This window comes from Pantoea ananatis PA13 (genome assembly GCF_000233595.1).
GTDB lineage: Bacteria > Pseudomonadota > Gammaproteobacteria > Enterobacterales > Enterobacteriaceae > Pantoea > Pantoea ananatis.
The window spans coordinates 4,049,360-4,070,602 of sequence record NC_017554.1 but is presented as its reverse complement, the minus strand read 5'-3'; the positions used below and the strand labels follow the sequence as shown (position 1 = coordinate 4,070,602).

Sequence of the window (21,243 nt, the reverse complement as noted above, 5' to 3'; positions counted from 1 at the left end):
AGCCAGTTAATTGAGAACCGTGTTAATGGATAAATTTCGTGTGCAAGGCCCCACCCGCTTAAGTGGTGAAGTCACCATTTCCGGCGCGAAAAACGCCGCGCTACCCATTCTGTTTGCTGCTTTGCTGGCTGAAGAGCCGGTAGAGATCACGAATGTGCCAAAGCTGCGTGACATCGACACCACCATGAAGCTGTTGACGCAACTGGGTGCAAAGGTTGAGCGCAACGGTTCTGTACACGTTGATGCCAGCGGTGTAGACGTTTTTTGTGCGCCTTACGAACTGGTGAAAACCATGCGTGCCTCAATTTGGGCGCTGGGTCCGCTGGTGGCGCGTTTTGGCCAGGGCGAAGTGTCACTGCCGGGCGGCTGCGCCATCGGTGCGCGCCCGGTTGACCTGCATATTACGGGCCTTGAGCAGTTAGGTGCAGAGATCAAGCTGGAAGAAGGTTATGTCAAAGCATCCGTTAACGGACGCCTGAAGGGCGCGCTGATCGTGATGGACAAAGTCAGCGTGGGCGCGACCGTCACCATCATGAGCGCAGCGACGCTGGCAACCGGCACTACCGTGATTGAGAATGCGGCGCGTGAACCTGAAATCGTTGATACCGCCAACTTCCTGAACACGCTGGGCGCCAAAATCAGCGGTGCCGGTACCGATAAAATTACTATCGAAGGCGTCGAGCGTCTGGGCGGCGGCGTTTACCGTGTACTGCCCGATCGCATTGAAACCGGCACCTTCCTGGTTGCGGCAGCCATCTCCGGCGGTAAAGTCATCTGCCGCAATGCACAGCCCGATACGCTGGATGCGGTGCTGGCGAAGCTGCGCGATGCAGGGGCAGACATCGAAACCGGTGAAGACTGGATCAGCCTGGATATGCACGGCAAGCGACCTAAAGCGGTTAACGTGCGTACGGCTCCGCATCCGGGATTCCCGACCGATATGCAGGCACAGTTTACCTTGCTGAATCTGGTGGCAGAAGGAACGGGTTTGATTACCGAAACCATCTTCGAAAACCGCTTTATGCATATCCCTGAGCTGATTCGTATGGGCGCGCATGCAGAAATTGAGAGCAATACTGCAATCTGTCACGGTGTAGAAACCTTGTCAGGTGCGCAGGTGATGGCAACGGATCTTCGTGCCTCGGCCAGTCTGGTCTTGGCAGGCTGTATTGCGGAAGGAACAACGCTGGTCGATCGTATTTACCATATTGACCGTGGCTACGAGCATATCGAAGATAAGCTCAAAGCGATGGGGGCGAATATTGAGCGCATCAGCGGCGAATAATCTCGCGGCGTCATGCTAATGAAACCAGCCTTATCACAAGGCTGGTTTTTTTTTCGGCTACCGATCGCGTTACGCTAGCTTTTGGTCTCGTTGTGAGTCGGTCGCACACGCTTTTTGCGATCCAGGAGACAATGGGTTTCGGGATCGTAATAACGACTTGGCCATATCTCTGACGGATGAACATTGATCGCATCGGCAATCAGCCATTCGCCTTTGGGCCAGGGGCGCGAGAGCGCGTTGGCCAGGGTTGATGAACTTAATCCCGACTGACGTGAAAGCGCCGCCAGCGTGGTGCCACGTTTACGTAGTGCGGCAATGATATCGGCGGGATGCCAGTCCTCTGTCCTGCTCTGCATAACCTTTTCTCCTTGTCCTTGTCAGTGCGTAACGCGCGAGTGATGCTGACTTGTCTACATCCTATCTGGAAAGTTGTCGAATTTTATATCAGAAAATTTCCATAAGATTCCAGTAATATTTAGGCAAGCAGACAGAACTGAGCGGCCTGACGCAAAAGGAGTGTAACGCGTGAAAGAAGAAGGGGAGTGGGAGAAGGTCACGGAGCCGTGGTGGCTCCGTCAGGAACAGAAATCAGAAATCGCGTTGGACTGACATATGCGCCAGCGCTTCCAGGGCTGAGCGCCACGGGGTTTCTGGCAGAATCTGCAAGGCTGCAATGGCTTTATCGGCCTCTTGCTCCGCACGCTGACGCGTCCATTCCAGTGAGCCACACTGGTTCATCGCTTCCAGAACGGGCGCCAGTAAATGGCGACCGTTGCCCTGTTCGATGGCATCGCGGATCATCTTCGCCTGCTCAGGCGAACCATGGTTCATGGCGTGAAGCAGTGGCAGGGTGGGTTTACCTTCGCTGAGGTCGTCACCGGTGTTTTTACCCAGGGTTTCCCCATCGGCACTGTAGTCAAGTAAATCGTCAATTAACTGGAAAGCGGTTCCCAGATAGCGCCCATAATCCTGTAGGGCTTTTTCCTGCGTTGGCGTTGCCTCCGCTAAAATCGCCGAGGCCTGAGAGGCGGCTTCGAATAAGCGAGCTGTTTTGCTGTAGATCACCCGCATATAGCTCTCTTCTGTGATGTCAGGATCGTTGACGTTCATCAGCTGAAGCACTTCCCCTTCCGCGATAACGTTCACCGCTTCTGACATCAGCGCCAGGATACGTAGCGATCCCATGCTGGTCATCATCTGGAAGGCGCGAGTATAAATAAAATCACCGACCAGCACGCTGGCTGCATTACCAAATGCAGCGTTCGCGGTGGCCTTGCCACGGCGCATATCGGATTCATCCACGACATCGTCATGCAATAGCGTGGCGGTGTGGATAAATTCGATCAGCGCCGCGTTGGTGACGTGGAGATCGCCCTGATAACCCATGGCGCGCGCCGACAGCACGGCAATCATGGGGCGAATGCGTTTACCGCCGCCACTGATGATGTAATAACCCAGCTGGTTGATGAGCGAGACATCTGAATTCAGCTGGTCGAGTATGGTCTGGTTAACGGCAGCCATGTCCTGTGCGGTTAATTCGTTAATCTGTTCTAAGTTCATTCGTCTTTTCAGCTATGACTCGTTTCTTTGCCATGGTAAGCGGTTTTACCCAGCCAGCGTTCAGTAATCTGTTACTGATTGTACTTGAATTTTCAGGTTGAGAAACGTTTGCATTGAGCCTGTGTTTTTTTTCTGCAAGAGTGTGCAAAGTGCTCTTGTCTTCTGTTTGAGTTTTGCGTAGAATTCGCGCCCTATTGTGAATATTTAGCGCGCCGCCTGATGAACTGAAAGGCAAGCGCAGAAGCGGAGTTTTATATGTACGCGGTTTTCCAAAGTGGTGGTAAACAACACCGAGTAAGCGAAGGTCAGACCGTTCGCCTGGAAAAGCTGGACATCGCAACCGGTGAAACCATTGAGTTTGACCAGGTTCTGATGATTGCAAATGGCGAAGACGTGAAAATCGGCGCGCCACTGGTTTCAGGCGGTGTGATCAAGGCAGAAGTTGTTGCTCATGGTCGTGGCGAGAAAATTAAGATCGTTAAGTTTCGTCGTCGTAAGCACTACCGTAAGCAAGCTGGCCATCGCCAGTGGTTCACTGATGTGAAAATTACTGGTATCACGGCGTAAGAGGAGATCTGACAAATGGCACATAAAAAGGCTGGTGGTTCGACTCGAAATGGTCGTGACTCCAATGCAAAACGTCTGGGCGTAAAACGTTTCGGTGGCGAATCTGTTCTGGCAGGTAGCATCATCGTTCGTCAGCGTGGCACCAAATTCCACGCAGGTAGCAACGTTGGTTGTGGTCGTGACCACACCCTGTTTGCTACTGCAGACGGCAAAGTAAAATTCGAAGTTAAAGGTCCGAACAACCGTAAATACATCAGCATCGTTGCTGAGTAAGGTTGTCGTGACGCAGACGGTTAACGTCTGAACGCACGAATTGAAGGCCCCGCAACTGTTGCGGGGCTTTTTACATTCTGCGACCCCTTGCCCGACAGGCGACATCGCCTGAATGTTTGCTGTACACTTTATGTACACGCTGGCGTCAGCCAGTTTTGATTTATCCGCCGCTGGTCGCGCAGAAGACCCTGGCGGACCCGTCTGCAGCGTATTGCAGACGATTGTGTGACGGAGAAAGAAAATGAAGTTTGTAGATGAAGCGACAATTTTGGTCGTCGCAGGTGATGGCGGTAATGGTTGTGTCAGTTTCCGCCGTGAAAAATATATCCCGAAAGGCGGCCCGGACGGCGGTGATGGCGGTGACGGCGGCGACGTATTCTTAGTGGCTGACGAAAACCTTAACACCCTGATTGATTATCGTTTCGAAAAGTCGTTCCGCGCCGAGCGGGGACAGAATGGTCAGAGTCGCGACTGTACCGGTAAGCGTGGTAAAGATATCACCGTTAAAGTGCCGGTAGGAACCCGTGTTATCGACCAGGGAACGGGCGAAACGCTGGGCGATATGACGCGTCACCAGCAGACCCTGATGGTGGCAAAAGGCGGCTGGCACGGTCTGGGAAATACCCGCTTTAAATCATCGGTAAACCGCAGTCCGCGTCAAAAAACCATGGGTACGCCCGGTGAGAAACGCGACCTGCAGCTGGAGCTGATGCTGTTGGCTGACGTAGGCATGTTGGGTTTACCTAACGCCGGGAAATCGACCTTTATCCGTGCGGTTTCTGCTGCTAAACCAAAAGTGGCGGACTATCCCTTTACTACGCTGGTGCCAAGCCTGGGCGTGGTGCGTATGGATAGCGAGCAGAGCTTTGTGGTGGCCGATATCCCCGGCCTGATTGAAGGCGCAGCCGAGGGCGCAGGTTTAGGTATTCGCTTCCTGAAGCACCTGGAACGCTGCCGCGTGCTGCTGCACCTGATCGACATTGCGCCCATTGACGAGAGCGATCCGGTTGAGAACGCCCGTATTATTTTGGGCGAGCTGGAGAAATACAGCGATAAGCTGTTTAACAAGCCGCGCTGGCTGGTATTCAACAAAGTCGATCTGATTGATGAAGAAGAAGCTCAGGCGCGTGCAAAAGCCATTGCCGAGGCGCTGGGTTGGGAAGATAAATACTATCTTATCTCTGCCGCCAGCCGTCAGGGCGTTACGGACCTGTGCTGGGACGTCATGAGCTTTATCAACGCCAATCCGAAAGAAGCTGACGTTGAAGAAAAACAGCCGGAGAAAGTGGAGTTCATGTGGGACGATTACCACAAAGAAGCCATTGAAACCGCGGCGGTTGAAGAAGATGAAGAGTGGGATGACGACTGGGATGAGGATGACGACGAAGGCGTCGAAATCATCTACCAGCGCTAGACCGCTTACGACTGCCCCCTTTCCACCGGAACGGGGGCAGATTTCTTTCAGGGCTGCGCCAGCACCGCAACGGTAAGCCGTGCGCTACAGCATAATTTATCCTGCTCGTGACGAATCTCAATCTGCCACGTCTGATTCCGCTTCCCCACATGCAGCGGACGACAGATACCGCGCACCAGACCACCTGAAACGGCCCGATGATGGCTGGCATTCACTTCGATGCCCACCACGCGGCTGCCATCCTCTGATGCCAGATAACCCGCCACAGAACCCAGCGTTTCGGCTAACACCACTGAGGCGCCGCCGTGCAGCAGGCCAAAGGGCTGCTGCGTGCGGCTGTCTACTGGCATGGTGGCTTCAAGATAGTCATCACCCACTGCGGTGAAAAGGATGCCCACATGCGCCACCAGCGTATGAGTGCTCTGCGCATTGAGCGCATCCAGACAAACTACGCGTTTCCAGATCGTTGCCATTGTCAGGCTCCCAGGGTTGCGCCATCGTCTTCCGCTGCGATGTCACGTGACGTGACGCAGAGGCGAAAGAATTAGCGTAGTGATAACCGCCTGCGGCTGTCCAGTTTTACATCAGCATTGCATCTCAAGGGTAACAGAAGGGCGTTTACTGGGCCGGGCGACAGGGCGTTGCAGCCTCTGCCTGCGATCCCCGTTATCGTCCCTGAACCCGGGTGGATTCGGTTAAGAAAATTTATGCGATTACCCAGGGTGCCAGCGTGAGGCGGGGCGCAGATAACCCGCTAAACAGGTACCGATTCTGTAAGACCCGGGCATAAGAAAAGCCATGCGGCTGGGAGTGATGCGGCCTGGCGCGCAGGCGAAGGTATCCTGAACAGGTTGTTGCGCGCCTGAAGCCGAGGCGTTATCCCTGACTTTTTGGCGATGATAAAAAAAACGCAGCAGGTGGTCGCCCGCTGCGTTTCCTAACATAAATCAGTAATTCTTATTGATATCGCGATAGAGCCGGCTTTCAAAGCGCACCAGCGGAATACGGCGTGTGCGCTGATCCTGCGGCGGAACCGCATAGCCAGAAAGGAACTGCACAAACGCCACGCGTGCCCCGCTAGAGGTGGTGATAAAGCCTGCAAGGTTATATACGCCCTGCAGTGAGCCGGTTTTAGCCGAGACCTTGCCATCCAGACCGGCTTCGTGCAGTCCGCCACGGTACTGCAGCGTGCCATCGTGTCCGGCCAGCGGTAGCATCGAAATATAATCCAGTTTGCTGTCGTTCTGCGCAATATATTGCAGCACCTGCATCATGGTGGCGGGCGAGATCAGATCGTGACGTGACAGGCCCGAACCATCCACCTGGATGCTGTTACCCAAATCAATATTGGCTTTTTCACGCAGGATGCGACGAACCGCATCTGATCCTGCGCGGAAGGTACCCGGTACGTTGAAGTAATGATGGCCAATGGTGCGGAACACCGTGTCGGCAATCATATTGTCGGACTTCTTCAGCATCATATGCAGCAGCGTATGCAGCGGAGCTGACTGCGTTGATGCCAGCACGGTGCCCGGCTCGGTCACCTGCGTCTGACGTAGCAGATGGCCGCTGTAATCAATACCGGCGGAACGCAGTTCTGCTTTCAGGATTTCGCCTGCCCAGGCCGCGCCATCCTGAACCGCAAAGGCTAAAGGAAGCGGATCGCTACGCTGACGCATACAGCCGGTTAAGGTGTAGCGGTTCAGCTCGCCTGGCACCACGTCCAGCTCGCAGTATTGTCCGTCACCGCTGTTGCGCCCAATCGTCCGCACCTGGCTTAACATGTGAGCCGGGTAGTAGGACGCAATGCGGATAAAGGCATTTTCGCCCGGTTTGTCGGCACTGTAGAGTGAAACCGAGAAGCAGTTTTTATCCACAATAGCCGCCGCCGGCGGTGCGCTAAAGCACTGGGTCATGTCATTCCACGGCCAGCCAGGCGCCGCATCATGGCTGGCAAACACCGAGGTATCGATGACCAGATTACCTTTGATGTGTGTGATGCCTTGTTTTTTTAACGCCGCGACCATATTCCGCAGATCCTGACGACCCAAGGTAGGATCGCCAGCAAACCGGGCTACTAAATCACCATTAAGCGTGCCATCGACCAGCGCGCCTTTGGTTTCAAAGGTGGTTTGAAAACGGTAATCACCGCCCAGTTCCAGCAATGCCGCCAAGGCGGTGATCACTTTCATGGTACTGGCGGGAAGTGCCATCTGTTTCCCGTGGTAATCGATAATTGGCGTGGATGCGCCCACTTTTTGCACCAGCAAAGCCAGATTGGCACCATCTGGCAGATATTGCATGTATTCATCAACTGGCGCTGCTTGTGCCTGCAGCATAAAAGCACAGGTTAATCCGGTAACAAGTCGTGAAAATCGCATAATCTCGCGGCAACTGACAGGTGAAGGCGACAATACTACGTCCCTGGACGGTGGAAAGTAAACGATGACCCGCAGGGAACTCTGGGTTAAAATACGTATCAAATTGCAAAACCTTTTCTGGCCTGGAACACTTTCCGGGTCAGTCTTCTTTTATTTGCAAAACGAGGTCTTGCGCCGCAGAACGCTTTTTTCTGCAGTCACCGGTCAGGATGCACCGTGAAACAGGAATGATGACGAGGAGCTAAAATGAACCAGATTCCGATGACGTTAAGAGGCGCTGAAAGGCTGCGCGAAGAGCTGCATGAGCTGAAAACGGTGAAGCGCCCGCGCATTATTGCCTCCATCGCGGAGGCCCGCGAGCACGGCGATTTGAAAGAGAACGCCGAATATCACGCCGCGCGTGAAGAACAGGGGTTCTGTGAGGGACGCATTCAGGAGATTGAAGCCAAACTCTCTAATGCGCAGGTCATTGACGTCACACAGATGCCGAAAACCGGCCGCGTGATTTTTGGCGCAACGGTAACCGTGTTGAACGTGGACACGGATGAAGAGTTTACCTATCGCATCGTGGGTGATGATGAGGCAGACTTTAAGCAGAATTTGATTTCTGTTAACTCGCCGATGGCCCGTGGCCTGGTAGGGAAAGAAGCCGATGACGTGGCGATTATCAAAACGCCAGGCGGCGATGTCGAGTACGAAATCCTGAAGGTGGAGTACATCTGACAGGGTGCAATTGTCTGAAAAGCATTGCCGTACAGTGTAAAGAAAGGAAAAAGGCCGCGCTGCGGCCTTTTATCCCATGTAAGAGCATGGCACTTTCTTTGCCCACCTAGCGTGGCAGAGAAATTTTGCTCTCTTTAGCGGGGCGATACAGCACCAGCGTTTTGCCAATGACCTGAACGTTGCTGGCACGGGTTTCACGTACGATAGCTTCAACGATCAGCTGCCTGGTTTCACGTTCTTCAGAGGCAATTTTCACCTTGATCAATTCGTGATGTTCCAGCGCGTGTTCAATCTCAGCCAGTACACCTTCGGTCAGGCCATTGCCTCCGAGCATGACGACTGGCTTGAGCGGATGGGCGAGGCCTTTGAGGTGCTGTTTTTGTTTGGTACTTAGATTCATCGTATTATTTACTTACTCGGGGATTGAAAACGGTTCATTCTACCGCCATCTCGGGTATATCGCCAAATCGACGCAGCCTATCGCGTGCAGATTTATCGCTACGATGACGATTTAGTTGGAAATTTTATGACCGGTAAAAAGCGTTCAGCCAGCTCCAGCCGCTGGCTACAGGAACACTTTAGCGATAAATACGTGCTCCAGGCACAGAAAAAAGGGTTGCGTTCGCGCGCCTGGTTTAAACTTGATGAAATCCAACAGGGTGACAAGCTTTTCAAACCCGGGATGACCGTGGTAGATCTGGGTGCTGCACCCGGCGGCTGGTCGCAATATGTGGTACAGCAAATTGGGTCCAAAGGTCGCGTTATCGCTTGTGATATTCTGCCGATGGATCCTATTGTTGGTGTCGATTTCCTTCAAGGTGATTTTCGTGAAGAATCGGTGATCAAAGCATTACTTGAACGTGTGGGCGAGCAGAAGGTCCAGGTCGTCATGTCGGATATGGCACCGAATATGAGTGGTACACCTGCCGTAGATATTCCCCGGTCGATGTATTTGGTTGAGCTGGCGTTGGATATGTGCCGTGATATTTTGGCTCCAGGCGGCAGTTTTGTTGTGAAAGTGTTCCAGGGAGATGGCTTTGATGAATACCTGCGGGAAATTCGCTCCCTGTTTACGAAAGTGAAAATACGTAAGCCTGACGCTTCACGTTCACGTTCACGTGAAGTTTATATTGTGGCGACTGGGCGCAAACTGTAACCGACGTGATGGATAACCCGGCATTCCTGCTGCGATTCCATGTACGAAGGATCTATAGTACCCTACGCTATCTGTTAACACCGTTGTAATATGAGGTTAATCCCTTGAGTGACATGGCGAAAAACCTGATTCTCTGGCTAGTCATCGCGGTCGTGCTGATGTCGGTCTTCCAGAGCTTTGGGCCCAGCGAGTCGAATGGCCGTAGGGTTGATTATTCAACCTTCCTGTCGGAAGTGAACCAGGATCAGGTCCGCGAGGCACGTATTAACGGGCGTGAAATTAACGTTATCAAAAAAGACAGCAATAAATACACCACTTACATTCCTGTCAATGACCCCAAGTTACTCGATAACCTGTTGACCAAGAACGTCAAAGTGGTTGGTGAACCACCTGAAGAGCCGAGCCTGCTGGCATCTATCTTCATTTCATGGTTCCCAATGTTACTGCTGATTGGTGTGTGGATTTTCTTCATGCGTCAAATGCAGGGCGGCGGTGGCAAAGGCGCGATGTCCTTTGGTAAAAGCAAAGCCCGTATGTTGACGGAAGATCAGATTAAAACCACTTTTGCTGACGTTGCAGGCTGCGACGAAGCGAAAGAGGAAGTCGGTGAGCTGGTTGAATACCTGCGTGAGCCGAGCCGCTTCCAGAAGCTCGGGGGTAAAATTCCGAAAGGCGTGCTGATGGTTGGCCCGCCGGGTACCGGTAAAACCTTGCTGGCAAAAGCGATTGCCGGCGAAGCGAAAGTGCCTTTCTTTACCATTTCGGGCTCTGACTTTGTTGAAATGTTCGTCGGTGTCGGTGCATCTCGTGTGCGCGATATGTTTGAACAGGCCAAGAAGGCGGCACCGTGCATTATCTTTATCGATGAAATCGATGCGGTCGGTCGTCAGCGTGGTGCCGGTTTAGGTGGCGGTCACGATGAACGTGAACAAACCCTGAACCAGATGCTGGTTGAGATGGACGGTTTTGAAGGCAACGAAGGCATCATCGTGATTGCCGCAACCAACCGTCCAGACGTGCTTGACCCCGCGTTGCTGCGTCCGGGCCGCTTTGACCGTCAGGTTGTTGTTGGCTTGCCAGACGTGCGTGGCCGTGAGCAGATCCTGAAAGTGCACATGCGCCGCGTGCCATTAGCGACGGATATCGACGCGGCGATCATCGCGCGCGGTACGCCGGGCTTCTCAGGTGCCGATCTGGCTAACCTGGTAAACGAAGCCGCGCTGTTTGCTGCCCGCAGCAACAAGCGCGTTGTATCGATGGTGGAATTCGAAAAAGCCAAAGACAAGATCATGATGGGTGCAGAGCGCCGCTCCATGGTGATGACGGAAGCGCAGAAAGAGTCCACCGCTTATCACGAAGCCGGTCACGCCATTATTGGTCGCCTGGTGCCGGAACACGATCCGGTGCATAAAGTCACCATTATCCCGCGTGGTCGTGCATTAGGTGTGACCTTCTTCCTGCCTGAAGGCGATGCGATTAGCGCCAGCCGTCAGAAACTGGAAAGCCAGATTTCGACCCTGTACGGTGGTCGTCTGGCAGAAGAAATCATCTACGGTGTTGAGCATGTCTCAACCGGCGCATCAAACGACATCAAAGTGGCGACCAACCTGGCACGTAACATGGTGACCCAGTGGGGCTTCTCTGAAAAACTCGGTCCGTTACTGTATGCAGAAGAAGACGGTGAAGTGTTCCTCGGCCGTTCTGTGGCGAAAGCCAAGCATATGTCAGATGAAACCGCGCGTATTATCGATCAGGAAGTTAAACACCTGATTGATACGAACTACCAGCGTGCGCGTCAGATTCTGGGTGAAAACATGGACATCCTTCATGCCATGAAAGATGCGCTGATGAAGTATGAAACCATTGATGCACCGCAGATTGACGACCTGATGGCTCGCCGTGAAGTGCGTCCGCCTGCGGGCTGGGAAGATCCCGGCACCAGCAGCAATTCTGATAACAATGGTACGCCAAAGGCACCGCGTCCGGTCGATGAGCCGCGTACGCCAAATCCAGGCAACACCATGTCAGAACAGTTCGACAAATAAGACTTCACGTCTTTTAATAAAACCCCGGCTGGTCCGGGGTTTTTTACATCTATAGATTGCGCTACAAGGAGTACATCACCATGAAATTGTTCGCCCGTGATTCCCATCTTGATTTGTCGTTTCCACATGTGATGGGCATTCTTAACGTCACGCCGGACTCTTTTTCGGATGGTGGTAAACACAATGCGTTGGTGGATGCACTCACGCATACCAATGAAATGGTGAATGCCGGCGCAACCATTATCGACGTGGGCGGCGAGTCTACGCGTCCCGGCGCGGATGAGGTCAGCGTTGAGCAAGAACTTGAGCGGGTCATCCCCGTGGTGGCAGCAATCGCTCAGCGCTTTGAAGTCTGGATCTCCGTGGATACCTCTAAGGCTGAGGTCATCAGGGAAGCGGCGAGCGTGGGGGCACACATCATCAATGACGTGCGCTCTCTGTCTGAACCAGGAGCGCTGGCCGCCGCCGCCGCGACTGGCTTGCCGGTATGCCTGATGCATATGAAGGGCGATCCACGCACCATGCAGCAGGCACCGGCCTATCAAGATATCGTCAGCGAAGTGGATGCTTACTTCGTTGAGCAACTGGCCCGCTGCGAGGCGGCCGGAATAAAAAAAGAGAATCTGCTGCTCGACCCGGGCTTCGGTTTCGGTAAGAATCTCAGCCACAATTATGAACTGTTGGCTCGACTCAGCGAATTTCACCATTTTGGTCTGCCCCTGCTGGTTGGCATGTCACGAAAATCAATGATTGGTCAGTTGCTGAATGTCGGGCCTGGCCAGCGTCTGACCGGCAGCCTGGCCTGCGCGGTGATCGCCGCCATGCAGGGAGCACACATTATTCGCGTTCATGATGTAAAAGAAACGGTCGAGGCGATGCGGGTGGTCGAGGCGACACAAAGAGCTAAAGGATGATAGAGCATGAGTAATCGTAAATATTTTGGTACAGATGGTATTCGCGGCAAAGTGGGAGAGTCTCCGATTACCCCGGATTTTGTTTTAAAACTCGGCTGGGCTGCGGGCAAAGTGCTGGCGCGCCACGGTTCAAAAAAAATCATTATCGGCAAAGATACTCGCATTTCGGGCTATATGCTGGAATCTGCACTGGAGGCAGGACTGGCCGCCGCAGGGCTGTCAGCGGCGTTTACCGGCCCAATGCCGACGCCTGCCATTGCCTATCTGACCCGCACGTTTCGCGCTGAGGCCGGTATTGTTATCTCCGCCTCCCATAACCCTTTTGACGACAACGGCATTAAGTTCTTCTCAGCCGAAGGCACCAAGCTACCTGATGATGTAGAAGAAGCGATTGAACTGGAAATGGAAAAGCCGCTGACCTGTGTGGAATCATCCCTGTTGGGTCGCGCCAGCCGAATTGTGGATGCCGCCGGACGTTACATTGAGTTCTGTAAGGGCACCTTCCCCAGTGAGCTGAGCCTGAGTGGCCTGAAAATTGTGGTGGACTGTGCTAACGGTGCCACCTACCACATCGCGCCGAATGTCCTGCGTGAGCTGGGCGCAACGGTGATTGCCGTTGGTGTACAGCCTGATGGCATGAACATCAACAAAGAGTGCGGTGCGACCGATCTGAAAATGCTGCAGCAGCGCGTTCTGGCCGAGAAAGCGGACATCGGCCTGGCCTATGATGGCGATGGCGATCGCATCATGATGGTGGACCACTTGGGCGAGAAGGTCGATGGCGATCAGATTCTGTATATCATCGCCCGTGAAGGCCTGCGTCAGGGGCAACTGCGCGGCGGCGTTGTCGGCACGCTGATGAGTAATATGGGGCTGGAGCTGGCGCTGAAGCAGTTAGGCATTCCTTTTGTGCGGGCCAAAGTAGGTGACCGCTATGTGCTCGAAAAATTACAGGAAAAAGGCTGGCGGCTCGGCGCTGAAAACTCAGGCCACGTGATTCTGCTGGATAAAATCGCTACCGGTGATGGGATCGTAGCAAGTTTGCAAGTGCTTACTGCGATGGTGCGCAATCACATGAGCCTGCATGACCTGTGCACTGGGATGAAGATGCTGCCTCAGGTGCTGGTCAACGTGCGCTTTACGGGTGAACACGATCCTCTGGAAAGCGAAACGGTGAAAACCGTGGCGCAGGACGTGGAGAAAACCCTGGCCGGCCGTGGGCGCGTGCTGCTGCGTAAATCCGGTACGGAGCCGTTAATCCGCGTGATGGTAGAAGGCGAGGATGCAGCCCAGGTCACTGCGCTAGCTAACCAGATTGCGGATGCGGTGAAAGCGGTCTGACGCAGGTGACAGGCCGGGACAGCGTGCTGTTCCTGCCTGTAAAATCATCGCACTGGCGCTTTTTTCTGCAATCAGCCTGCCACAGCTAAATTGCACTTGCAGAGGTATGCTCCATTGGTTAGTATTCACACCCGCTTCTGATGGGTGATGAACATACTCCCCGTCATATTGGTTGAAGCTTTAACTGTGCGGATTACGCGCAAGGAAACAGGTTGATTATGTACGAAGCTCTGTTAGTTGTTTTCCTTATTGTAGCGATTGGCCTTGTGGGTCTTATTATGCTGCAGCAAGGCAAAGGCGCTGATATGGGAGCATCATTTGGTGCAGGCGCGTCTGGCACGCTGTTTGGTTCTAACGGGTCGGGTAACTTTATGACTCGCATGACCGCAGTGTTGGCTACGCTGTTTTTCGTGATCAGCCTGATTCTGGGTAACCTGAACAGTAACAAGACGTCCAAAGGAAGCGAGTGGGAAAACCTCACTGCGCCAGCTCAGTCTCAACAGCAGACTCAGCCAGCTAAACCGGCTACGCCGGGCAATGATATCCCGCACTAATAGCAGCAATATAGCGTCAGGAAAAAGCGGCAGAACAGCGTCGCAGTCAGTGCAGTACCGAGGTGGTGAAATTGGTAGACACGCTACCTTGAGGTGGTAGTGCTCGAAAGGGCTTACGGGTTCAAGTCCCGTCCTCGGTACCAAATCTTAGTATTACTTGCATTTTATGCATGTTCGGCGTAATATTCGCCACGTTTTCGGACGCGGGGTGGAGCAGCCTGGTAGCTCGTCGGGCTCATAACCCGAAGGTCGTCGGTTCAAATCCGGCCCCCGCAACCACTTTCCCTTAGAGTTCTTTTTCAAATATACTGTGTGCATCGACGGGCGCATAAGCAGCGAATTTTGAAAAAAATTCTTTTGGATGGGCGTCCGGGCCGCAGTGCGGCATACAGGGTCCAGTGATAAAAAGCCCCGAATATTCGGGGTTTTTTGTTATTAGCGAATCGTAATACTGGGCTATAGGCCCTTTTTTTATGTCTTGGGGGTGGGCTTGTCCACATTAGAGCAAAAATTGACAGAGTTGGTATCTGCTCCGGTAGAAGCGCTCGGCTACGAACTGGTCGGAATTGAATTCGTTCGTGGTCGCACATCAACCCTGCGCATCTATATTGATAGTGAAGATGGCATCAATGTTGACGATTGCGCGGACGTCAGCCACCAGGTGAGTGCGGTGATGGATGTGGAAGATCCCATCACGGTGCCTTACCACCTTGAAGTGTCCTCACCGGGGCTCGATCGTCCTCTGTTCACTGCAGAACATTATGCACGCTTTACCGGCGATGAGGTGAGCCTGGTGCTGCGTATGGCCGTTCAAAACCGCCGTAAATGGCAGGGAATCATCAAGTCTGTTGAGGGCGAGATGATAACGGTAAACGTTGAGGGTAACGACGAGGTGTTCGCGCTGAGTAATATTCAGAAAGCGAACCTGGTCCCCCACTTTTAAAAGTCCGGATTGAGGCTAACCAGGATGAACAAAGAGATCTTAGCTGTTGTAGAAGCCGTTTCTAACGAAAAAGCCCTGCCGCGTGAGAAAATCTTCGAAGCGCTGGAGAGCGCGCTGGCGACTGCGACCAAGAAAAAGTACGAGCAGGAAATTGACGTACGCGTCAGCATCGACCGTAAGAGCGGCGATTTCGACACGTTCCGTCGTTGGGAAATCGTAGAGCAGGTTACGCAGCCCACGCGCGAAATTACGCTGGATGCGGCGCGCTACGAAGACGAGTCTCTCAATCTGGGCGAATACGTAGAAGACCAGATTGAATCTGTTACGTTTGACCGTATCACGACGCAGACGGCGAAACAGGTTATCGTACAAAAAGTGCGCGAAGCCGAACGTGCGATGGTGGTGGATCAGTTCCGCGAGCAGGAAGGCGAAATCATCACCGGTGTGGTGAAAAAAGTTAACCGCGACAACATCTCGCTGGACCTGGGCAACAATGCTGAAGCCGTGATCCTGCGTGAAGACATGCTGCCACGTGAAAACTTCCGTCCGGGCGACCGTATCCGCGGCGTTTTGTATGCCGTGCGTCCTGAAGCACGCGGCGCGCAGCTGTTTGTGACGCGTTCTAAACCTGAAATGCTGATCGAACTGTTCCGCATTGAGGTGCCAGAAATTGGCGAAGAAGTCCTTGAAATTAAAGCCGCTGCCCGCGATCCGGGTTCGCGTGCCAAAATTGCAGTAAAAACCAATGACAAACGTATCGATCCCGTTGGTGCCTGTGTGGGTATGCGCGGTGCGCGTGTTCAGGCAGTGTCTAGTGAGCTGGGCGGCGAGCGAATCGATATCGTGCTGTGGGACGACAACCCGGCACAGTTTGTGATTAACGCCATGGCTCCGGCCGATGTGGCGTCAATCGTGGTTGATGAAGATAACCACACGATGGATATCGCTGTTGAGGCTGGCAATCTGGCCCAGGCGATCGGCCGTAATGGCCAAAACGTGCGTCTGGCTTCACAGCTGAGTGGCTGGGAGCTGAACGTGATGACCGTCGATGATCTGCAGGCCAAGCATCAGGCTGAAGCACATGCGGCGATCGATATGTTCACTAAACATCTCGACATCGACGAAGAGTTCGCCACCATTCTGGTGGAAGAGGGCTTCTCAACGTTGGAAGAAATGGCCTATGTGCCAATCAACGAGCTGTTGGAAATTGACGGCCTCGACGAAGAGACCATTGAAGCCCTGCGTGAACGAGCAAAAAATGCGTTAACCACCCTGGCACTGGCAAAAGAAGAGAGCCTGGGTAATCAGGAACCTGCAGAAGACCTCCTGAATCTCGAAGGTCTGGATCGTGCACTGGCTTTCCGTCTGGCATCGAAAGGCGTTTGCACGCTGGAAGATCTCGCCGAGCAAGGTGTTGACGACCTGACGGATATTGAAGGGCTGACTGATGAGCAAGCTGGCGCGCTAATTATGGCCGCACGCAATATCTGCTGGTTCGGCGATGACGCGTAATAACAGGAAGGAACAGCATGACAGATGTAACCGTAAAATCGCTGGCAGCAGAAATTCAGACTTCGGTCGATCGCCTGGTACAGCAGTTTGCTGATGCGGGGATCCCAAAGTCTGAAAATGATGCGGTGACCCAGCACGAGAAAGAAACCTTACTGTCTCACCTGAAGCATGGTCAGGCCGGTTCAGGCAAACTGACATTGCAGCGCAAAACGCGTAGCACCTTGAATATTCCTGGCACCGGGGGTAAAAGTAAGTCGGTGCAAATCGAAGTCCGCAAAAAGCGTACGTACGTGAAAGGTGATGCAGAGTCTGAGCAAGCTCAGGCAGAAGCGGAAGCTGAGGCACAGCGTGAAGCGGAAGAGCAGGCGCAACGCGAGGCCGCTGAACAAGCGCGTCGTGAAGCGGAACAGAAAGCGCAACGTGAAGCCGAAGAGAAAGCCAGGCGCGAAGCCGCTGAAAAGGCCAAGCGTGCAGCAGCGGAAAATGAGAAAGTGACTAATCAACCTACCGACGAAGTGACCAAGGCCGCGCAGTCCGATAAAGCACGTCGTGAAGCGGAAGCCGCCGAACTGAAGCGTAAAGCGGAAGAAGAAGCGCGCCGTAAGCTGGAAGAGGCTGCCCGCCTCGCTGCGGAAGAAGCCCGCCGTTTAGCCGTAGAAAAAGCGGCTGAATGGGAAAAGCCTGAAGAAGAGGATAAGGGCGACTATCACGTCACCACCTCTACGCATGCCCGCCAGGCCGAAGACGAGAACGATCGTCAGGTTGAAGCAGGCCGTGCCCGTACCCGCAGTGCGAAAGCTGCCCGTCCGGTGAAAAAAGGCAACAAGCATTCAGAAGCCAAAACTGACCGCGAAGAAGCGCGTGCGCAGGTTCGTGGCGGTAAAGGCGGTAAGCATCGCAAACCAAGCGCACTGCAGCAGGGCTTCAACAAGCCAGCGCAGGCGGTTAACCGTGATGTCATCATTGGCGAAACCATTACCGTTGCCGAACTGGCTAACAAAATGGCCGTCAAAGGTTCACTGGTCATTAAAGCGATGATGAAAATGGGCGCCATGGCGACCATCAATCAGGTCATCGACCAGGAAACCGCACAGCTGGTTGCCGAAGAAATGGGCCACAAAGTGACCCTTCGTCGTGAGAACGAGCTGGAAGAAGCGGTAATGGACGATCGTGATACCGATGCCGCACAGGAATCCCGTGCGCCGGTCGTGACCATCATGGGCCACGTTGACCACGGTAAAACCTCCCTGCTGGACTATATCCGCTCGACCAAAATCGCCTCTGGCGAAGCGGGCGGTATTACGCAGCACATCGGTGCGTATCACGTCGAAACTGAAAACGGCATGGTAACCTTCCTGGATACCCCGGGCCACGCCGCGTTTACCGCGATGCGTGCACGTGGTGCGCAGGCAACGGATATCGTTATCCTGGTCGTCGCGGCGGATGATGGCGTGATGCCACAGACCGTTGAAGCTATCCAGCACGCCAAAGCGGCGAAAGTGCCGGTAGTGGTTGCGGTGAACAAGTGCGATAAGCCAGAAGCCGATCCGGATCGTGTTAAAAACGAGCTGACGCAGTACGGGATCATCCCCGAAGAGTGGGGCGGCGAAAACATGTTCGTTAACGTCTCTGCGAAAGCGGGTACCGGTATCGATGACCTGTTAAATGCTATCCTGCTGCAGGCTGAAGTCCTTGAGCTGACCGCTATCCGTGAAGGTATGGCGAGCGGCGTGGTGATTGAATCGTTCCTCGACAAAGGTCGTGGTCCGGTTGCCACCGTGCTGGTACGCGAAGGTACGCTGAACAAGGGCGACATCGTTCTGTGCGGCTTCGAATACGGCCGTGTCCGTGCGATGCGTGACGAACTGGGCCGCGAAGTGATGGAAGCGGGTCCTTCAATCCCGGTTGAGATCCTCGGCCTGTCCGGTGTACCGGCAGCGGGTGATGAAGCGACCGTGGTACGTGACGAGAAGAAAGCGCGTGAAGTGGCACTGTATCGTCAGGGCAAATTCCGCGAAGTGAAACTGGCGCGTCAGCAGAAATCTAAGCTGGAAAACATGTTTGCGAACATGACCGAAGGCGAAGTGTCCGAACTGAACATCGTGCTCAAAGCCGACGTACAGGGTTCTGTGGAAGCGATCTCCGACTCCTTGCTGAAACTCTCCACCGACGAAGTGAAGGTGAAGATTGTCGGTTCAGGCGTAGGTGGGATCACCGAAACCGACGCCACGCTGGCAGCGGCATCCAACGCTATCCTGCTGGGCTTCAACGTTCGTGCTGACGCGTCCGCGCGCCGCGTGATCGATGCTGAAAGCCTGGATCTGCGTTACTACTCCGTCATCTATAACCTGATTGACGAAGTGAAAGCCGCGATGAGCGGTATGCTGGCTCCAGAGTACAAACAGCAGATTATCGGTCTGGCTGAAGTGCGTGACGTGTTCAAATCACCGAAATTTGGTGCAGTGGCAGGTTGTATGGTGACGGAAGGCAATATCAAACGTCACAACCCAATCCGCGTACTGCGCGATAACGTGGTGATCTACGAAGGCGAACTGGAATCACTGCGTCGCTTTAAAGATGACGTGAACGAAGTGCGTAACGGCATGGAGTGCGGTATCGGCGTGAAGAACTATAATGACGTTCGTGTCGGCGATATGATCGAAGTCTTCGAAGTGATTGAAGTTAAACGCACTATCGCTTAAGTCTTAGCGTTAATGATGCAATTTGGGAGGCCGCTGGCCTCCCGAATTATTTGGGAGAAATAAAAATGGCGAAAGAATTTGGCCGTCCGCAGCGTGTTTCGCAGGAGCTGCAAAAAGAGATAGCCATGATCCTGCAGCGTGAAATTAAAGATCCGCGCCTGGGCATGATGGTGACCGTTTCTGGCGTTGAGGTATCCCGTGACCTCGCTTACGCCAAAGTGTTTGTTACCTTCCTCAATGATAAAGATGAAGAAGCCGTACAAAATGGCCTGAAAGCGTTAAAAGAAGCCTCGGGTTATATCCGCACGCTGCTGGGTAAAGCCATGCGCCTGCGTATCGTGCCGGAACTGACCTTCTTCTACGACAACTCGTTGATCGAAGGGATGCGCATGTCTAACCTCGTCACCAACGTGGTGAAAAAAGACGTTGAGCGTCGTGGTCCTGAGGCCACGGACGATGACGAGGAGGCGTAATGAGCCGTCCTCGTCGTCGCGGTCGCGACGTCCATGGCGTCTTATTGCTGGATAAACCACAAGGGATGTCATCCAACGATGTCCTGCAAAAGGTCAAGCGTATTTTCAACGCTAACCGTGCAGGACATACCGGCGCGCTCGATCCTCTGGCCACCGGCATGTTGCCGATTTGCCTGGGTGAAGCCACCAAGTTTTCTCAGTATCTGCTGGACTCCGATAAGCGCTATCGTGTGATTGCCCGCCTGGGTGAACGCACCGATACATCCGATGCGGACGGCAATCTGGTGCAGACTCGTCCTGTGACCTTCACTCAGTCAGAACTCGACACGGCGCTGGACAGTTTTCGTGGCGATATCATGCAGGTGCCTTCCATGTTTTCTGCACTGAAACATCAGGGCAGAAAACTGTATGAGTACGCACGTGAAGGCATCACCATCGAACGTGAACCCCGCCCGATTACCGTTTATGCGCTGCAGTTTATTCGCTGGCAGGGCAATGAGCTGGAGCTGGACGTCCACTGTTCCAAAGGCACCTACATTCGCACCATTATTGACGATCTGGGCGAGAAGCTTGGCTGCGGTGCGCACGTCATCATGCTGCGCCGGGTACAGGTTGCCCGTTATCCGTTTGAGAAGATGGTCACACTGGAGCAGCTCCAGGCACTGCAGCATCGCGCCAGTGAGGCAGGTGAAGATCTGGCGCAGCACCTTGATCCGCTGCTTCTGCCAATGGACAGCCCGGCGTCCGATTATCCGGCGGTTAACGTCTCATCCGATGTCGCCGCGTACTTTAAGCAGGGTCAGCCGGTTCACGCCAGTCAGGCGCCAGCCCAGGGCTTAGTCCGCGTCACCGAAGGTGAAGAGGGCAAATTTATCGGCATGGCTGAAATTGCCGAGGATGGCCGAATTGCTCCCCGCCGTTTAGTGGTGGAGTATCAGAATTAAGTTGTGCGCTTTCCGCGTTGGGCATTTGCGTTGCCCTCTGGCGAAGAGTAGAATGGCGCGGCTTTAAAGCGGGATGCTGAATTAGAGATCGGCGCCCATACATTCATTTAACTGGAGTTTATTATGTCTCTAAGCGTAGAAGCTAAAGCAGAGATCGTTGCTAAATATGGTCGTGGTGCTAACGACAGCGGTTCAACCGAAGTTCAGGTTGCACTGTTGACCGCGCAGATCAGCCATCTGCAGGGCCACTTCTCTGAGCACAAGAAAGACCACCACAGCCGCCGCGGTCTGCTGCGCATGGTATCTCAGCGTCGTAAGCTGCTGGACTACCTGAAGCGTAAAGACGTTGCACGCTACAGCAGCCTGATCGAAAGTCTCGGTCTGCGTCGCTAAGTCTTAAAATCGGGTCGTCAGGGATGCCACTTAAGTGCGCTAAAACCCGACTGGCGATCTGAT

General features: G+C 53.8%; 21 protein-coding genes and 2 tRNA genes. 18 read left to right on the top strand and 5 right to left on the bottom strand.

The window, feature by feature from the left end; translation table 11 throughout:
- Positions 1 to 25 precede the first annotated feature (25 nt).
- Positions 26 to 1,285, top strand: coding sequence for a UDP-N-acetylglucosamine 1-carboxyvinyltransferase (gene murA / locus PAGR_RS19190; protein WP_014595155.1), 1,260 nt, complete (start codon positions 26 to 28; stop codon positions 1,283 to 1,285).
- Between the two features lie 74 nt (positions 1,286 to 1,359).
- On the opposite strand, the gene PAGR_RS19185 is transcribed toward murA, so the two are convergent.
- Both PAGR_RS19185 and ispB read right to left on the bottom strand, forming a co-directional pair.
- Positions 1,360 to 1,641, bottom strand: coding sequence for a helix-turn-helix domain-containing protein (locus tag PAGR_RS19185; RefSeq protein WP_013024337.1), 282 nt, complete (start codon positions 1,639 to 1,641; stop codon positions 1,360 to 1,362).
- 232 nt (positions 1,642 to 1,873) lie between these two features.
- Positions 1,874 to 2,845, bottom strand: a complete 972-nt coding sequence (ispB, locus tag PAGR_RS19180; protein WP_014606754.1) for an octaprenyl diphosphate synthase — start codon at positions 2,843 to 2,845, stop codon at positions 1,874 to 1,876.
- A gap of 255 nt (positions 2,846 to 3,100) precedes the next feature.
- On the opposite strand from ispB, the gene rplU reads away from it, so the two are divergent.
- From rplU to cgtA, 3 genes are all read left to right on the top strand, one after another.
- Positions 3,101 to 3,412, top strand: coding sequence for a 50S ribosomal protein L21 (rplU, locus tag PAGR_RS19175; protein WP_013024339.1), 312 nt, complete (start codon positions 3,101 to 3,103; stop codon positions 3,410 to 3,412).
- Between the two features lie 15 nt (positions 3,413 to 3,427).
- Positions 3,428 to 3,685 carry a 50S ribosomal protein L27 gene (rpmA, locus tag PAGR_RS19170; RefSeq protein ID WP_009092448.1) on the top strand — a complete coding sequence of 86 codons (258 nt, stop codon included), beginning with the start codon at positions 3,428 to 3,430 and terminating at the stop codon, positions 3,683 to 3,685.
- Between the two features lie 241 nt (positions 3,686 to 3,926).
- Positions 3,927 to 5,099, top strand: a complete 1,173-nt coding sequence (gene cgtA / locus PAGR_RS19165; protein WP_013024341.1) for an Obg family GTPase CgtA — start codon at positions 3,927 to 3,929, stop codon at positions 5,097 to 5,099.
- Between the two features lie 47 nt (positions 5,100 to 5,146).
- On the opposite strand, the gene PAGR_RS19160 is transcribed toward cgtA, so the two are convergent.
- On the bottom strand, positions 5,147 to 5,572 hold the full coding sequence (locus tag PAGR_RS19160) for a hotdog fold thioesterase (RefSeq protein WP_014606753.1): 426 nt from the start codon (positions 5,570 to 5,572) through the stop codon (positions 5,147 to 5,149).
- Positions 5,573 to 6,046: 474 nt separating this feature from the next.
- Positions 6,047 to 7,480 carry a serine-type D-Ala-D-Ala carboxypeptidase gene (dacB, locus tag PAGR_RS19150; protein ID WP_014595158.1) on the bottom strand — a complete coding sequence of 478 codons (1,434 nt, stop codon included), beginning with the start codon at positions 7,478 to 7,480 and terminating at the stop codon, positions 6,047 to 6,049.
- A 246-nt stretch (positions 7,481 to 7,726) separates the two neighbouring features.
- On the opposite strand from dacB, the gene greA reads away from it, so the two are divergent.
- A complete protein-coding gene (greA, locus tag PAGR_RS19145) occupies positions 7,727 to 8,203 on the top strand; it encodes a transcription elongation factor GreA (protein ID WP_006121754.1) in 477 nt (158 codons plus the stop codon).
- Between the two features lie 106 nt (positions 8,204 to 8,309).
- Here the strand turns inward: greA and yhbY are convergent, their stop codons facing one another.
- Positions 8,310 to 8,603 carry a ribosome assembly RNA-binding protein YhbY gene (yhbY, locus tag PAGR_RS19140; protein ID WP_013024345.1) on the bottom strand — a complete coding sequence of 98 codons (294 nt, stop codon included), beginning with the start codon at positions 8,601 to 8,603 and terminating at the stop codon, positions 8,310 to 8,312.
- Positions 8,604 to 8,729: 126 nt separating this feature from the next.
- On the opposite strand from yhbY, the gene rlmE reads away from it, so the two are divergent.
- The 13 genes from rlmE (at position 8,730) to rpsO (ending at position 21,180) form a co-directional block, all read left to right on the top strand.
- Positions 8,730 to 9,359: a 23S rRNA (uridine(2552)-2'-O)-methyltransferase RlmE gene (gene rlmE, locus PAGR_RS19135; RefSeq protein ID WP_014595159.1), complete on the top strand. Its 630-nt coding sequence runs from the start codon at positions 8,730 to 8,732 to the stop codon at positions 9,357 to 9,359.
- Between the two features lie 113 nt (positions 9,360 to 9,472).
- Positions 9,473 to 11,404 carry an ATP-dependent zinc metalloprotease FtsH gene (ftsH, locus tag PAGR_RS19130; RefSeq protein WP_015701098.1) on the top strand — a complete coding sequence of 644 codons (1,932 nt, stop codon included), beginning with the start codon at positions 9,473 to 9,475 and terminating at the stop codon, positions 11,402 to 11,404.
- Between the two features lie 80 nt (positions 11,405 to 11,484).
- Entirely contained in the window at positions 11,485 to 12,318 is an 834-nt protein-coding gene (folP, locus tag PAGR_RS19125; RefSeq protein ID WP_014606751.1) for a dihydropteroate synthase, read from the top strand.
- Positions 12,319 to 12,324: 6 nt separating this feature from the next.
- Positions 12,325 to 13,659 carry a phosphoglucosamine mutase gene (gene glmM, locus PAGR_RS19120; RefSeq protein ID WP_014606750.1) on the top strand — a complete coding sequence of 445 codons (1,335 nt, stop codon included), beginning with the start codon at positions 12,325 to 12,327 and terminating at the stop codon, positions 13,657 to 13,659.
- A 218-nt stretch (positions 13,660 to 13,877) separates the two neighbouring features.
- On the top strand, positions 13,878 to 14,213 hold the full coding sequence (gene secG / locus PAGR_RS19115) for a preprotein translocase subunit SecG (RefSeq protein WP_014606749.1): 336 nt from the start codon (positions 13,878 to 13,880) through the stop codon (positions 14,211 to 14,213).
- A 56-nt stretch (positions 14,214 to 14,269) separates the two neighbouring features.
- A tRNA-Leu gene (locus PAGR_RS19110) sits at positions 14,270 to 14,356 on the top strand.
- Between the two features lie 59 nt (positions 14,357 to 14,415).
- Positions 14,416 to 14,492 (top strand) — tRNA-Met (locus tag PAGR_RS19105).
- A gap of 211 nt (positions 14,493 to 14,703) precedes the next feature.
- Positions 14,704 to 15,156: a ribosome maturation factor RimP gene (gene rimP, locus PAGR_RS19100; protein WP_006121761.1), complete on the top strand. Its 453-nt coding sequence runs from the start codon at positions 14,704 to 14,706 to the stop codon at positions 15,154 to 15,156.
- 24 nt (positions 15,157 to 15,180) lie between these two features.
- Positions 15,181 to 16,668: a transcription termination factor NusA gene (gene nusA / locus PAGR_RS19095; protein ID WP_014595162.1), complete on the top strand. Its 1,488-nt coding sequence runs from the start codon at positions 15,181 to 15,183 to the stop codon at positions 16,666 to 16,668.
- Between the two features lie 17 nt (positions 16,669 to 16,685).
- Positions 16,686 to 19,370 carry a translation initiation factor IF-2 gene (gene infB, locus PAGR_RS19090; RefSeq protein WP_013024353.1) on the top strand — a complete coding sequence of 895 codons (2,685 nt, stop codon included), beginning with the start codon at positions 16,686 to 16,688 and terminating at the stop codon, positions 19,368 to 19,370.
- Positions 19,371 to 19,435: 65 nt separating this feature from the next.
- Entirely contained in the window at positions 19,436 to 19,843 is a 408-nt protein-coding gene (gene rbfA, locus PAGR_RS19085) for a 30S ribosome-binding factor RbfA (RefSeq protein ID WP_014606748.1), read from the top strand.
- Complete coding sequence (gene truB, locus PAGR_RS19080) at positions 19,843 to 20,787, top strand: tRNA pseudouridine(55) synthase TruB (protein ID WP_013024355.1); 945 nt, start codon at positions 19,843 to 19,845, stop codon at positions 20,785 to 20,787. Before rbfA ends, truB begins: the two co-directional genes overlap by 1 nt.
- A 123-nt stretch (positions 20,788 to 20,910) precedes the next feature.
- On the top strand, positions 20,911 to 21,180 hold the full coding sequence (gene rpsO, locus PAGR_RS19075; protein WP_006121766.1) for a 30S ribosomal protein S15: 270 nt from the start codon (positions 20,911 to 20,913) through the stop codon (positions 21,178 to 21,180).
- Positions 21,181 to 21,243: the final 63 nt, after the last annotated feature.